General features: G+C 73.2%; 15 protein-coding genes, 1 pseudogene and 1 riboswitch. Of the genes and pseudogenes, 1 reads left to right on the top strand and 15 read right to left on the bottom strand.

What is annotated here, in order from left to right; all coding sequences use genetic code 11:
• The 12 genes from AC0CYZ_RS14290 to AC0CYZ_RS14235 form a co-directional block, all read right to left on the bottom strand.
• A partial coding sequence (locus tag AC0CYZ_RS14290; protein WP_472216401.1) for a DNA-formamidopyrimidine glycosylase family protein occupies nucleotides 1-405 on the bottom strand: 405 nt, incomplete at its 3' end.
• A 32-nt stretch (nucleotides 406-437) separates the two neighbouring features.
• Entirely contained in the window at nucleotides 438-890 is a 453-nt protein-coding gene (locus AC0CYZ_RS14285) for a hypothetical protein (protein WP_472216399.1), read from the bottom strand.
• 11 nt (nucleotides 891-901) lie between these two features.
• Nucleotides 902-1,795: an alpha/beta fold hydrolase gene (locus AC0CYZ_RS14280; RefSeq protein ID WP_472216397.1), complete on the bottom strand. Its 894-nt coding sequence runs from the start codon at nucleotides 1,793-1,795 to the stop codon at nucleotides 902-904.
• Nucleotides 1,792-2,262 (bottom strand): helix-turn-helix domain-containing protein, encoded by a 471-nt coding sequence (locus AC0CYZ_RS14275; protein ID WP_472216403.1) that lies wholly within the window; start codon nucleotides 2,260-2,262, stop codon nucleotides 1,792-1,794. The genes AC0CYZ_RS14280 and AC0CYZ_RS14275 overlap by 4 nt, the downstream gene beginning before the upstream one ends.
• Nucleotides 2,259-2,543, bottom strand: a complete 285-nt coding sequence (locus tag AC0CYZ_RS14270) for a hypothetical protein (RefSeq protein ID WP_472216395.1) — start codon at nucleotides 2,541-2,543, stop codon at nucleotides 2,259-2,261. Before AC0CYZ_RS14270 ends, AC0CYZ_RS14275 begins: the two co-directional genes overlap by 4 nt.
• 135 nt (nucleotides 2,544-2,678) lie before the next feature.
• A complete protein-coding gene (locus tag AC0CYZ_RS14265; protein WP_472216393.1) occupies nucleotides 2,679-2,888 on the bottom strand; it encodes a hypothetical protein in 210 nt (69 codons plus the stop codon).
• A 127-nt stretch (nucleotides 2,889-3,015) separates the two neighbouring features.
• Nucleotides 3,016-4,818, bottom strand: coding sequence for a PHA/PHB synthase family protein (locus AC0CYZ_RS14260; RefSeq protein WP_472216391.1), 1,803 nt, complete (start codon nucleotides 4,816-4,818; stop codon nucleotides 3,016-3,018).
• Between the two features lie 138 nt (nucleotides 4,819-4,956).
• Nucleotides 4,957-5,817 (bottom strand): methyltransferase domain-containing protein, encoded by an 861-nt coding sequence (locus AC0CYZ_RS14255; protein WP_472216389.1) that lies wholly within the window; start codon nucleotides 5,815-5,817, stop codon nucleotides 4,957-4,959.
• A gap of 211 nt (nucleotides 5,818-6,028) precedes the next feature.
• Entirely contained in the window at nucleotides 6,029-6,637 is a 609-nt protein-coding gene (locus AC0CYZ_RS14250) for a hypothetical protein (protein WP_472216387.1), read from the bottom strand.
• A 224-nt stretch (nucleotides 6,638-6,861) separates the two neighbouring features.
• Nucleotides 6,862-7,902 carry an aldo/keto reductase gene (locus tag AC0CYZ_RS14245; protein ID WP_472216386.1) on the bottom strand — a complete coding sequence of 347 codons (1,041 nt, stop codon included), beginning with the start codon at nucleotides 7,900-7,902 and terminating at the stop codon, nucleotides 6,862-6,864.
• A complete protein-coding gene (locus AC0CYZ_RS14240; RefSeq protein WP_472216384.1) occupies nucleotides 7,899-9,278 on the bottom strand; it encodes a purine-cytosine permease family protein in 1,380 nt (459 codons plus the stop codon). Before AC0CYZ_RS14240 ends, AC0CYZ_RS14245 begins: the two co-directional genes overlap by 4 nt.
• Nucleotides 9,274-9,400, bottom strand: a riboswitch (TPP riboswitch). It overlaps the preceding gene by 5 nt.
• Before the next feature lie 67 nt (nucleotides 9,401-9,467).
• Nucleotides 9,468-10,853, bottom strand: coding sequence for a DUF1996 domain-containing protein (locus AC0CYZ_RS14235; RefSeq protein WP_472216382.1), 1,386 nt, complete (start codon nucleotides 10,851-10,853; stop codon nucleotides 9,468-9,470).
• Nucleotides 10,854-11,225: 372 nt separating this feature from the next.
• Between AC0CYZ_RS14235 and AC0CYZ_RS14230 the strand changes: the two genes are divergently transcribed.
• Nucleotides 11,226-11,936 carry a response regulator transcription factor gene (locus tag AC0CYZ_RS14230; RefSeq protein ID WP_472216380.1) on the top strand — a complete coding sequence of 237 codons (711 nt, stop codon included), beginning with the start codon at nucleotides 11,226-11,228 and terminating at the stop codon, nucleotides 11,934-11,936.
• A 214-nt stretch (nucleotides 11,937-12,150) separates the two neighbouring features.
• Here AC0CYZ_RS14230 and AC0CYZ_RS14225 read toward each other — a convergent pair whose 3' ends face one another.
• The 3 genes and pseudogenes from AC0CYZ_RS14225 to AC0CYZ_RS14215 form a co-directional block, all read right to left on the bottom strand.
• The gene (locus AC0CYZ_RS14225; RefSeq protein ID WP_472216378.1) at nucleotides 12,151-12,378 is read right to left on the bottom strand and encodes a hypothetical protein; all 228 of its coding nucleotides are present in this window, start codon (nucleotides 12,376-12,378) and stop codon (nucleotides 12,151-12,153) included.
• A gap of 158 nt (nucleotides 12,379-12,536) precedes the next feature.
• Nucleotides 12,537-13,343, bottom strand: coding sequence for a PIG-L family deacetylase (locus AC0CYZ_RS14220; RefSeq protein WP_472216376.1), 807 nt, complete (start codon nucleotides 13,341-13,343; stop codon nucleotides 12,537-12,539).
• Nucleotides 13,344-13,374: 31 nt separating this feature from the next.
• Nucleotides 13,375-13,694 (bottom strand): annotated as a pseudogene (locus AC0CYZ_RS14215) (hypothetical protein); the annotation flags it as partial.

The following is a 13,694-nucleotide window of genomic DNA, read 5'->3' as shown; positions in this document are numbered from 1 at the left end:
GATCCCCGGCACCGTCGCCGGGTCCGTCACGACGTAGACCGCGAGCCGCTTCTGCGTGCCGGCCTCGGTCAGGTCGAAGCCCGGCCCGCCGACGGTCTCGAGGTGCACCCGCAGCTCGAGCGGGCCCTTGCCCGGCTTCGGCGGCGTCGTGGAGGCCTGCTCGTGCCAGCGCAGCCATCCCGCCCGCGACAGGTGCACCACCAGGTGCACGCCGTCGAACTGCACGTCCAGGAACTTCCCGAAGCGCCCCGCCCCGGTCACCAACCGGCCGGTCAGTGCGGACAGCGGCGGGTCGAAGGTCTTGAGCGCGGTCATGCTCGCCAGGTCGACGCGCGCGACCGGCCGGGCCAGCGCGTGCGTGCGCAGGTGCTCGGCGAGCGCCTCCACCTCGGGCAGCTCGGGCACGGCGGACCTCCCTTCGACCTGCTGGCCGACCGCTACTGGGGCTGCAGCGGGCTGTTCGCCCGCGCGGGGGTGCCCCGCTTCTGCAGCGTGCGGATCGCCTGCTTGTACTCGGCGCGGGCCTCGGCGCGACCCCGGACGAACCCGCTCCACGTCTCGCTGGGGCCGCCCCCGCCGCCGTCGTCGGGCCACTGCCCGCCCTCGACCACGAGGCGCCGCGGCCGACGCAGCGCCCAGCGGATCGGGAAGAACGCCGCGATGCCGAGGAGGATCAGGACGACCCACCACGGCACGCTGACCGCCGGGACCTGGAACTTCCAGGCGATGAGGGCGAACCAGAGCAGGCCGAGCACGACGATGATGCCGATGACGGCCTTGCGGCCGCCCTCCTTCTCGTGCTCGAAGCCCTCGGAGCGGTCGCTCCACATGATCTTGATGTTGACGAGCCACATGCGCCCGTCGACACCCTCGACCGTCTTCTCCGCCACGACGACCCAGTCTAGGGCTCGCGGGACGGCGGGCCCAGGAAGTCCTCCACGACCCGGCCGAGCTCCCGCGGGCGGGTCAGCAGCCCCAGGTGCCCGCCGTCGTGCAGGTGCACCGTGCCGCGCGGGAGCAGCGACCCCATGATGTGGGCGTTCACGACCGGGATGACGGGGTCGCGACGCCCGGCGAGGACCAGCGTCGGCGCCGCGATCATCGGCAGCACCGGCAGGCTCGTCCATGTCGTGAGCGCGAACAGCTGGTGCAGGTAGGCGGTCGCCCGCACCGGGTGCACGCGGGAGAACAGCGCGTCGACGGCGTCCTGGTCCTCGCCGACGTAGATCTCGCGCCCGGCGGCGCGCCGGTAGGACCGGTCGTTGTAGCGCCGCGGGGTGAGCATCCGGGCCAGCACCCCGAAGCGGGCCGGCACCATCATCACGCCGGTCCCGGTGCTCACGAGCACGAGGCGCCCCACGCGGCGCGGGTACTGCAGCGCGAACTGCTGCGCGATGCCGCCGCCCCAGGACAGGCCGAGCAGGTCGACGACCCGGTGCGAGGCGTCGGTGAGGTCGTCGAGCTGGTCGAGCAGGTCGGCGAGCAGGCTCGACAGGGCCGCCATCGGCAGCGGGACGGTCGAGGGCTGGGAGCCGCCGATGCCGGGAACGTCGAAGCGCACCACCTCGCGGCGGGGGTCCAGCGCCGTCACGAGCGGCTCGAAGAGCTCGAGGCTCGCCCCGATGCCGTTGACGAGCACCAGCGGGCGGACCGCCGGGTCGCCGCGCCGGGCCGGGCCGGGTGCTCCGGGTCGCACCGCGACCCGGATCCGGCGTCCGGCGACGGTCAGCGTGCGCTCCCAGCCGACCCGCTGCGGCGCGTCGTCCCCGGCGGCGTCGGAGACGGCCGCGCTCACCGGGTGCTCCCGAGGTCGGGCTCCGGCGTGCCGGACGCGGACTCCACGTAGCTGCGGTACACGGCGATCAGGGCCTCCTTCTGCGCGTGGGAGAGCCGGCGATCGGCGCGGACGGCACGTTCCACCGTCCGGTCGTCGTCGGGTCCCCCGCGCGGTCCCGACCCGGGGCCCGGGCCGGCGTGCTCCCGGACGAGGCCCGCCTGTTCGAGGAGGGACTCGGCCGAGAGGTCGAGCGCGTCGGCGATCGCCTGCAGCACGCGCACCGAGGGCACGTGCAGGCCCCGCTCGACCTGGCTGAGGTACGGGTTGGAGATGTGCGACAGCGCCGAGAGCTGCCGCAGCGAGAGCCGCGCGAGTCGCCGTTGGTCCCGGATGAAACCCCCGAGGGCACGGCGCTGGGCGTCCCAGACCCCGCTCGCCGCGGAGCGCGGCGTCGCGGCGCTCCCCGGGTCGGCGCGCTCGCTCAGCGCAACCGCAGCGCGTCGAGCACCTGGTGGGCGACCGAGCGCTGCATCTCGAGGACCGCGATGCCCGTGTCCACCGCGCGGTCGACGAACTCGCCGGCCGACGGGACGCCCGGCAGGCTGCCGGAGGTGCGGCGGGCGGCGTCGTCGGCGCCGGAGAGCGCGGCACCCCACATCTCGGCCATGCCCGACGCGGCGTCGGTCACCGCCTTCTGGCTGCGGCTCATCATCTCGGTGAACCCGTCGGTGACGGCGTTCGGGTGGCCGTTCGAGGCGGACGTCATCGGCTCCTCCTGGGCAGCGGCGCGCGGCGCGCTGGTCGGTCCTGCTGGTGCACGGTCTCCTCGACCGGACGTGCTCGACCGGCCGATCGACTGCTCAGGATACCGAGCACACCGGCGCGCCGCCCATCGCGCACGTCACGTCCGGGGGATCGACGCCAGGATCTCGTCCAGCACGCGGTCGACCCGCGCCGAGCAGTCGTCGCACCCGCACCGCGACTCGCGGCCCGCGAGGAGCAGGTCCAGGCGGAGGAACGGGGTGTCGTAGCCGGGCCCGACGGCGTCGTCGACTAGTCGGCGCAGCGCCGTCGACGCCGCACGGACAGGACGGCCGGGGCGGGGATCCATGGGCTCACCGATCGTGTTGCACCTGGCGCGTCGTCACCGCGCTCTGCGCAACAGCGTGGAGCACCCGGCCCGGACGGGTCAAGGCGCCACCCGGCCGGCCCCGTGGCCGGCCGGGCCCGGTGTCCGGTCAGGCGGTGCCGAGGACGTAGTCCCCCGGCGCGTCGGCGATCGGCGGGTACTCGTCGCTGCCGGTGGGCGGCGGGGTGCGCATCCCGCCGGCGCGCTCGCCGATCCACTCGGTCCAGGTCTCCCACCAGGAGCCCTTGACCTCCGACGACCGCGCGCGCCAGGCGTCGGGACCGGGGGCGTCCGGGCCGGTGGCCCCCACCGTGCCGACCCAGTGCTTGGCCTTCGGGCTCGGCGGGTTGACCACGCCGGCGATGTGCCCGGCGGTGGAGAGCACGAACGTCACGTCCCCGCCGATGAGCTCGGTCGAGGTGAACGACGTCTTCCACGGGGCGATGTGGTCGTTCTCCGCGGCGACGATGAACGTGTCGGCCTGGATCGCCTTGAGCGAGAGCAGGTCGCCGTCGAGCTCGAGGACGCCCCGGGAGAGCTCGTTGTCGAGGTAGAAGTGGCGCAGGTAGAAGGCGTGCATCGCGGCCGGCATGCGGGTGGAGTCGGTGTTCCACGCCAGGATGTCGAAGGCGGGCGGCGCCTTGCCCTCGAGCCAGTTCGGGCCGATGTAGTTGAAGATCAGGTCGTTCGCGCGCAGCAGGTCGAACGTCGTGGCCATCGACTCGGCGGGCAGGTAGCCGGTCTGGGCCATGGACCGCTCGAGCCGCTCGACGATCTCCGGGCTGACGAACGACGAGACCGGGCCGACCTCGGAGTAGTCGAGCATGGTGTTGAGCAGCGTGAGGCTGTTGATGCGCTCGTCACCGCGGGCCGCGAGGCGGGCGGTCAGCAGGGTCGCCATCAACCCGCCGAGGCAGAGCCCCATGACGTTGACCTTGTCGGACCCGGTGATGTCGCAGACGACGTCGAGCGCGGCGGCGTCACCGAGCTCGAGGTAGTCCTCGAACGTCGTCGAGGCCATCGAGGCGTCGGGGTCGCGGTAGCTGATCATGAACACGGTGTGGCCGTGCTGTACCGCCCACTCGACGAGGCTGCGCTCCGGGGCGAGGTCCATGACGTAGTACTTGTTGATCCACGGCGGGCTGCACAGCAGCGGGATCTCGTGCACCTCGTCGGTCTGCGCGTCGAACTGCACCAGCTCCATGAGCCGGTTGCGGTAGACGACCTTGCCCGGGGTGGCCGCGAGCTCCTTGCCGACGCGCAGCTCGGACTTGTCGACCTGGCGCGGCCGGCCGTTGTTCGTGGCGACGTCGTCGAGCAGGTTCCGCAGGCCCGCGACGACGCTGGCCCCGCCGGTCTCGAACGCCCGCTTGAGCGCGGCCGGGTTGCCGGGCAGCACGTTGGTCGGCGACGCGATGCTGCCGACCAGGCCCATGAGCAGCCGGGCCCGGTCGTCGGCGTCCGGGTCGAGCCCGGCCGCACCGACCAGGTCCTCGAGGAGCGAGACCAGCGCGAGGTACTCCTGGCGCAGGGCCCAGAACCCGGGGTTCTCCGTCCAGGTCGTGTCCTTGAACCGGCCGTCCTTGCTGACCGGCATCGGGGACTCGTCGTCGGGGGCCGCGGTGGTGTCGCCGCCGGCGAGCGCGCGCAGCGCCCGGCCCGTGGCCGCGGCACCGATCCGCGCGGAGACCGTCGCGAACGACGACGCCGCCCGACCCACCTCACCGGGATGGGTCGCCCAGCCCTGGGCGAGCTGCAGGACGGTCCGTCCGAAGAGGGCCGGGTCGGTGCGGGCGAGCACCGAGTCCGGCACGATCGTCTCGACCGCCCGCGCCAGGTCGGGCGTGCGCGGGGCGGGCAGTGCCGACCCGTCGCGGTGCTGCGGGGCGGTGCTGTCGTTCCTGGCGGCCATGCATGTGCTCCTGTCCGGGAGATACCGCGCCCCCGGGGGCGGGGGGTCCTCCCGGGGCGCGCCGTCCGATCCAGTGTGTGCCCGGTCACCCGGGAAGGGAAACGGCCGGACGGACGGCGCGTGGTGCGGATCCGCGGGTCAGGCGAGCGGGCCCCGCTTGCGCGCGACGATCCCCTCGTAGACCAGCGGGCTCGCGTCGGTGGCCAGGCGGTGGCGGAAGCGCTCGCGGCGCACGACCTCGAGGGCCCCCGAGGCCATCCCCTCGCTGATCATCGCGCCGAAGCCCGAGGTGTCCTCCGCGGCGAGGAAGGCGTCCTTGATGGTCAGGACGACCCACCCGCCGGACGCGACGTGGTCGTAGGCGGTCCGGAACGCCGCGGGCGGGATGTCCCCGAAGCCCAGGGCGGCCACGACGGTCAGCGCGTTGAGCCGGTGGCCGGCCAGCCGCCGGGAATCCGCGGCGTCGAGGGCGGTGAGGTCGCCGACGAGGTAGTCGGCGTACAGCCCGGGGCGGTCGCGCTCGGCGGCCTCGGCTGCCTCGGGGAGGATGTCGACCCCGACCGAGTGGGCGACGCCGATGGTGGCGAGCTCCTCGGCCATGATCCCGTTGCCCGCGCCCAGGTCCAGCACCCGCACGTCGGCGGCGTCCGCGCGGGCGTCGGCCAGGGCGTCGGCGAACAGCCCGGCCATGAAGCGGGGCGAGTCGCAGCCGAGGACGTCGTAGAAGATCTTTTCGTAGAGCCCCGGGACGTCGAAGATCCGGTGGTAGTCGTGGAAGCGGAACTCCGCCCACGAGCCGTCGGGTTGCTGGACGACGCACCACTCGTCGTCCTGGCTGAACTTGCTGCTGGGCTCCGGGAGCGCCACGCGCAGGGCGCGGCGGGCGTCCTCGAGCGACGCGGGTCCGCGGTACACCCCCCGCCCGAGGCGACCCTCCCCGTCCGCGCGCGCCGATCCGGGCGTCGTGACCGCGCCGTGTCCGTTGACCGTCTGCGTCATGTCGACCACCCCTTCGGTCGCGCCACCCGGCACGACCAGTGCGCGGACAGGCGTCATCGCCCGCCCGCAGGATCAGGACGGTTGATCGTCACCGGGCCGATCGCGAGGGGTCAAGGAAAGCGGGGCGGGAGAGCGAAAGCATCACAAACGCTTGAAACGGCGGCGTACCGTCCGACGGCGATCACGGCGCGTGATCGAATCGGCCGGGCGCTCACCGCCACTGGTCGCCCTGGCCCCGCGGGTCGTACCGCTGGGTGCGCTGGTCGCCGTAGCCCCCGTAGGGGTTCTGCGGCGGGTAGGGCGACCGGGATTCGCCGCCGTAGCCGGCGTCGTACCGGCCCTGGTCGGGCCCGCCCCAGCCGCCGCGGGCCACCGGCCGCACCGACGTGGCCGACACCCCGGAGAGCATCGAGACGATCGCGACCCCGATGGCGGCGTAGAGGATGCCGGTCGCGATGTGTGCCGAGATCGAGCCGTCGGCGAGGAAGACCTGCAGGATCAGCACGACGATCACCAGCACGGCGATCGCGGAGAAGAACGACGCCGGGCGCGGCGTGGTCATGAGCAGCAGGTGCAGCAGCGCCGTGCTGGCCAGCGCCGCGATGCCGGCGGCGATCGGGATGACCGTCGAGGCGTTGTCGACCAGCGCCCCGCTGCGGCCCGCGGTCTGGATGCCGACCTCGAAGATGCTGTTGATGATGAGGACGCCGACGAAGGCGATGCCCGCCGCGACCAGCGCGGTCGCCACACCGCCCGCCCACAGCCGCTTCGCGACCACCTCGACGTCGCCGTCGTCCCAGGAACGCTGCGGGTAGCTCACGACCGATCCCCTCGCTGGTTGACGAGTTCGTTCTACCAGTCCAGGGCCACCCCACGGACGAACGAGGGGCGGTTCGGCCTCGTCCTTTCGAGCGAGGGGCCCCCTGAGTCGGTAGAACCGCCCACCGGCGCCCGTCGCCGGGACACGGGAACGGCCGCCGTCGTGAGCGAAGGGCCCCATCGCTCGCCTCGATCGAGCGATGGTGCCCGTCGCTCGGGAACCGGTCAGGCGGCGGAGCGCTCGGCGGCGGGACGACGCCGCAGTCCGGCCGTCTCGATGGCCGGCGGCGCGTAGGACACGTCGCCCGGGTCGACGTCGGTGCCGGGCGGGACGATCTCGTCGATGCGGTCGAGGACCTCGTCGTCGAGGGTCACCTCCGCGCCCGCGAGCAGGTCGTCGAGGTGCTCCATCGTGCGCGGCCCGATGATCGCGGAGGTCACCCCGGGGTGGGCCACGGCGAACGCCATCGCCAGGTGCGTCAGCGACATCCCGGCCTTCTCGGCGAGCGGGACGAGCTCCTCGACGGCGTCGAGCTTGCGCTCGTGGGTCAGGCGCCCGGGCGCGAAGTTCATCCGCGGGCTGTCGGTCTGCTGCCCCTTGCGGTAGCGGCCCGTGAGCAGCCCCATCGCGAGCGGGCTCCACACCAGCGCGCCCATCCCGTAGCGCTCGCAGACCGGCAGCACCTCGCGCTCGATGCCACGGTTGACGATCGAGTAGGGCGGCTGTTCGGTGCGGAACCGCTCGAGGCCCCGCCGCTCGGCGACCCACTGCGCCTCCACGATCTCCGAGGCCGGGAAGGTCGACGACCCGATCGCGCGGACCTTGCCGCTGCGGACCAGGTCGGTGAGCGCGGACAGCGTCTCCTCGACGTCGGTGTCCGGCGAGGGCCGGTGGACCTGGTAGAGGTCGACGTGGTCGACCTGCAGGCGCCGCAGCGAGTTCTCGACCTCGGTGACGATCCAGCGCCGCGAGTTGCCGGCGCGGTTCGGGTCGTCCCCCATGCCGCCGTGCACCTTCGTCGCGAGGACGACGTCCTCGCGGCGCTCCGGGGAGAGCTGCGCCAACGCCTTGCCGACGATCTCCTCGGACTCGCCGCGGGAGTACACGTCCGCGGTGTCGACGAAGTTGATCCCGGCGTCGAGCGCCCGGTGGATGATCCTGATCGAGTCGTCGTGGTCCGGGTTTCCCATGGCCCCGAACATCATGGCGCCCAGGCAGTACGGGCTGACCTTGATCCCGGTCCGGCCCAGTGTCCGCATCTTCATCCGTCGATGGTGCCCCGCCCGCGCCCGCGGCGCTCCACCATCGCGAGGCCCGCCCCCACGAACGCGGCGACGACGAACGACAGCAGCGACGCCGAGAGCCACGACGGCGGGGCGAACCCGATCGCCTCGCGCAGCGCCGTCCACGCGTCCGACCAGCCGGGCGCCCCGCCGGGGTTGACCAGCTGATAGGCGACGAGCCCGACGAGCCAGGCCACCACCATGAGCGGGCGCGAGGGCGCCCACCGGGAGAGGTCCGAGCGACCGCGGTTGACCAGGGCGTCCCCGACCCCGACGCCGAGCAGCGGCACGAAGACCGACCCGATGACGGCGAGGAAGCTCGAGTAGTCGTCGATCGTCACCCCGAGGGCCAGCACGGTGACGAGGGCACCGACGACGACGCACAGCAGGCGCCGGTCCGCGCGCGGCGCGAGGTTCTGCGCGGAGACCGCCGTCGAGTAGACGTTCGCGAAGGACTGGTCGGTCTCGCGCACGATCAGGACGAGGAGCGCGACCAGCCCCAGCGGTGCGGCGAGCATCGGCGCGAACACCTCGTCGCCGTTCCCGGCGACCAGCGACAACGCCGCGAGCCCCACGACGAAGCAGAGGATCTGCGTGACGGCGTAGCCGACGGTGGCCGCCGTGAACGCGGTCCCGACCCGCCGCGAGTGCCGGGAGTAGTCCGAGGCCACCGGGATCCACGAGACGGCGACCGCGATCGCCGCGTCGGTGCCCGCCCAGAACCCCGACCAGGACCCGGCCTGCCCCAGATCCGCGGCCGCGGGGCGGGTGAACAACCACCAGGCCAGGTACGCCACCGCGATCGCGACGAGCACGGTCACCACCCGCCGCAGCAGCCGCAGCATGCCGAGGGGGCGCAGCGTCAGCAGCGTCGTCACCACCCCGGCCCCGAGCACCCATGCCCAGGTGGGGCCGCCGAGTGCGAGCGTGCCGGCCTGCGCGATGACCACCAGCTCGAACGTCCCCCAGCCGATGAGCTGCACGACGTTGAGCACGGACGGGATCCACGACAGCACGCCGCCGAACAGGCCCCGCAGCACCACCATCGCCGGGGCGCCGGTCCGGGCGCCCGGGATCGCGGACAGTCCGACCATGGCGCTGCCGACGAGGGTCCCGACGACGGTCGCGACGACCGCCGCGGTGATCGTCAGCGGCGGCGCCCCGGCGGGCTGGAGGACGGCGAGGACCCCGGCGAAACCGAGCAGGCTCACGCCGAGGTTGGCCCAGAACGCGCCCTGGTCGAGCAGCCCCAGCGACCGGGGCACCGGCCCGTCGAGGGTGGGGGCGACCTCGTCGGCCCCCCGCGGACGGTCGGGAGTCCCGGACGGGGACGAGGTGGACGACGTCGTCGAGGACATGCTCGCGCCTCCGTATCCCTGCGCCGGCATGACCCGGATCAGGTTCGAACGGTCGGGACCACTGCCGCCGCTGCGGCCAGGTCCCCTCTCAGCCCGTCTCCCGGACTCCCGTGGAAGCGCACTCGCGCCCCGGGCCCGACGGTAGGACGTCGGGCGCCGGGGCGCGAGTGGTGTGAGGCGTGCTGTGGCTCAGCCGCTCACGTTCGTGCAGTTCCGGTTCCCCCGGATGCACTCACCGCCGGCCGCGGCCTGCTTCGGGGGCGCGAGGCTCTCGAAGTCGGAGTGGTCGGTGCTCGGGTCGTGCTGGTTGTCCGGGAACGAGTCGATGGAGAAGGCCTTCCCCGCCGGCTGGTTGTACGTGAGCGTGACCCGCAGCGCCGGAACGGGCTTGAAGTCGTTCTGGCAGTTGCCGTTCCCGTCGGGGAACGCCATGTGCGAGCGCTGGTCCTTCGACTCCAGGTTCTGCCCGTCCCAGCAGCTCGGGAAGTCGAGGATCCGCTTGAGCTGGTGCCCGGCCGGGCAGATCGGGTACTTGTCGGTGACCCGGTTCTCGAATCCGGAGCAGGTGTACTTCGCGTTGGCGTTCTTGCCGTCCTGCACCTTCGCCTTCGCATTGCCCGTGATGATCATGAGGTGCGTCGGCAGGTCCTCGACCGGCGTCGAGCCGTGGCCGTGGAACGTGAGGTCGGCCTTGACCGGCTTGAGGATGCTGCCGACGTTGCCGTCACTGCTCCCGCCGTCCTGTCCGACGTCGGGGCCCTGGCCGTTGAGGTCACGCAGGACCGGCCAGAAGAAGGTGCTCTTGTCGCCGTTGGCGCACGAGGTGTCCGCGGCGTCCAGCGAGTCGTCGGTCGAGTTCGCGTTGGTCGACGTGTTGCCCACGTAGTCGTGGACGTGCTGGGCGCCGTTCCGCTTGCCAGGGGCGGCCATGTAGTTGTCCGAGTTGTTGTGGTCGCTCACACCGCACGCGACGGTGTAGCTGCCCCCGGAGAAGTCGCCGCCCTCACCACGGTTGCCGTTCGGGGCGACGTTCGCGATGTCGACGAAGTCCTTGCCGCTCGCCGCCTTGATCTTGTCGCGCCCGGGGAACGGGTCGTCCTTCTTGCCCTCGGCCTTGTTCTTCTCGTCCTTCTTCTTCTGGTCGTCGGTCTTCTTGGCCTCGTCCGGCGTGTTGTCGCCGTTCTTGCCGTCCTTGACCTTCTTGCCGTCCTCGCCGGACGAGCCCTTGCCACCGGACCCGTCCTTCGAGCCGGACCCGTCCTCCGAGCCCGATCCGTCCTTCGAGCCGGACGAGCCGGAGTCCTTCGAGCCGGACGAGCCGGAGTCCTTGCCGTCCGACGAGTCCTTCCCGTCCGAGGAGTCCTTCCCGTTCTTGCCGTCTCCGCCCTTGTCGTCGGACGAGCTGTCGTCCGACGAGGACTTGCCGGAGAGCGAGGAGATGATGCTTCCGCCACCCGAGCCCTTCGCGAGGGCCGTCCCGCCCAGCACGACGGCGGTGCCGCCGACGAGCAGGGCGGCGACGGCCGCGAGGAGCCGGAGCGGGAGACGCGTGCGATGTCGTCCACGTCGGGGCATGGGCGAACGACCTCCTGACGAGTTCAGGTCCCGGGCCGTGGGGAGCGCGGTCCGGGACGCGACGGCGTCGTCCGTGCGGGAGGGCTCTGGTGCCCGCCCCGGGGGAGCGCGAACGTGCCGCCATGGGGAGCTGCGGGGCGGAACGCTAGGAGCGGGACCGTTCACCGGACCGTGATCTGAGAGCGGCCGGATCGGTATGCCGTCGACCGCGCATCGTGACGCGACGAAGGGCGTCACGGTTGGTCCGACCGGCGCAGTGGATGCGACGGACGCCGGTTGGCGCTCTCAGGGATCCACCCGTCGTGCCCACCACGTCACCGCTCGGCGCCGCATCGTTGAACTCCGGCCGCGCGCACGGCAACCTGGTCCGCGATGCAACCCAATCGTTATGCGGACGCCGCGGCGCCCCGCGTCGAGCACGCGGAGCGGGGCCGCGTGCTGTGCGTGGCGCCTCCTCACCGCACAACGAGCGTGCTCGTCGGTGCGTTGCGGTCGAACGGCTTCGAACCCCAACTCCTGCGCGAGAGCTGGAGCGTCGGTGCCGCGGCCCGCGCCGGCGGCGCTCGTGCCGTCGTCCTGGACGTCGAGATGAGCGGCCTGCGCCCCGTGGAGGTCCTGGCCGACCTGCACCGCGAGAGCCCGCGGACCCCCGTCATCGCCCTGACCTCGGCCGAGGCACGGGACCGGACGGTGTCCACCCTGCGCGCGAGCCACGACGACTACCTGGTCACGCCCTTCCCGATGGAGGAGCTGCTCGCCCGGCTGCGGCTGCGGCTCGGTGACGACCGCCCGACCGCCCAGCTCTACCTGCGGCGCGGCGAGGTGATGGTCGACACGGCACTCGAGCAGGTGTTCGTCGAGAACAAGCCGGTCAGCCTCTCCCGCACCGAGTACGCCGTCGTCGACGCCCTCATCCGCCACCCCCGTGGGCAGGCGATGTCGCAGGACGAGCTCGTCACGCGGGTGTGGGGCGGTCCGCCGACCTCGAACATCGTCGAGGTGTACATCGGCTACCTGCGCCGCAAGCTCGGCGCGGAGCGCATCCGGACCGTGCGGGGCCGGGGGTACGTGCTCGAGGGCTGAGGGGTTCCGACCCGGGCGGTCCCTGGGTCCGGACGGTCCCCTGAGTACCGAGGGGCACGTGGTGCAGGCCCGCGCGCCCGGACGGGTGCCTGGCGTACCCCTCGTCGGGCGGCCGAACGGCGCATGCCCGCGGCCCCGACCCGAGGGGCACGTGGTGCAGCGTCGTCGCCCTGTTCGGGTGCGTGGTGGACCCCACGCGGAGGGGCCGGACGGCCTACTCGGCGGGCAGCGAGGCCAGGGCGACCTGGCGGGCGCGGCGCTGGGCGTGCGCGACCTGGACCGCGAGGGCCCGGGCCTGCGCGGCCTCCGCGCGGGCGACCCGGCGGGCGCGCCAGCCGCGCGGCTCGGGCACCGACACCGGGGCCACCAGCGGCCGGGCCTCGGGCGAGACCCGCGGCGCCGGGATCGACTGCTCGACGGTGCTGGTGTGGTGGCGGCCCATGACTGACTCTCCCCCGAGACGTGCGGGCCGGTGTGCCCGCTGACACCTGGGACATCGCCGGGGCCACGGCGATGTTTCACGTGGCTCACACCACCACCCGGTCGGGTGTACCACGACGGGCTCGGAACCCGCTCGACCCCCGCGGACCGCTCGGCGGGTCAGCCGGCCCGCTGGTCGGCGAACAGGTCCGTCTCCCACGGCGGGCCCGGGTCCGCGCCGACGTGCACGAACCACTCGGTGCCGAAGGCCATCGCGAACGCCTCGTCGGGCAGCGCGAGGAAGAAGGAGTCCGGGGCGATCTGGCTGGAGTGCGCCCGCATCGCGGCGCGCTTCGCCGCGATCCACGGTGTCACGTCGACGCGGGTGGTGAGCTGTGCCTCCGGCGTGCCCATGGTCGCGACGTCGGCCTCGCTCGGCCCGTCGCCCTCGCCCATGAGCCCTGCCTCCGCCGCCGCGACGATCAGCCGGCGCATCTCCTCGCGATTTGTCGTGGCCTGGTGGATGCGCGGCACGCCCGCGATCTCGCCCGCCCGCATCCCGACGCGGTGGACCTGGACGTGGTCCGGGTGGCCGTAGCCGCCGCGCTCGTCGTAGACGGTCAGGACGTCGGCGGCCTCCTCGCGCAGGATCACCGCGAGTTTCTGCGCGGCCTCCTCGACGTCGGCGCCGGCGAACGCGCCGGGTGCGGCGTTGGTCTCGGTGCCCACCATCCCGGAGTCGACGTAGCCGAGGAACTCGGTCCGGGCGACGCCGAGGACGCGCGCCGCCTCCATCGTCTCCTCGTACCGGCGCTCGCCCAGGGTCTGCCCGGGCGCGAGGACGTCCGCGACGATCTCGCCGTGCTCCCCGCCGGTGGCGACGACGAGGACGACCCGGTGCCCCGCGTCCGCCGCGGCGCGCATGACACCGCCGCACGCGATGCACTCGTCGTCGGGGTGGGCGTGGAACGTCACCAGGGTGGCCACGGCGCCGGAGCCTAGTGCGCCCGGGCCGGGATCAGCCGAGGGTGAAGGACAGGACGAGGATCAGGATCACGACGACCACGACGGCCGCCGTGCCGATGACGGACGCGAGATCCCGGCGCCTGCCGAGGAAGACCTCCGACCCCTGCATCCCCGACGGCGGGCGGTCCGCCCGGTCGGGCCCGCGCTCCACCCACGGCGGCGTCGTGTGCACGGCGGGCACGGGCGGCGACGGACGCCGACCGGCGAGGGCGCCGGGCACGATCTGGGTGCGCTCGGGTGGCGGCGGGAACGACGGCGGGTGGAATCCCGCCGACGGGGGCCCGGCCGCGGGTCGGCCGGTCGGGAACGGCC

The sequence above is a fragment of the Actinomycetospora sp. genome, assembly GCF_055612215.1.
This window is presented reverse-complemented; position numbering and strand designations above follow the sequence as displayed.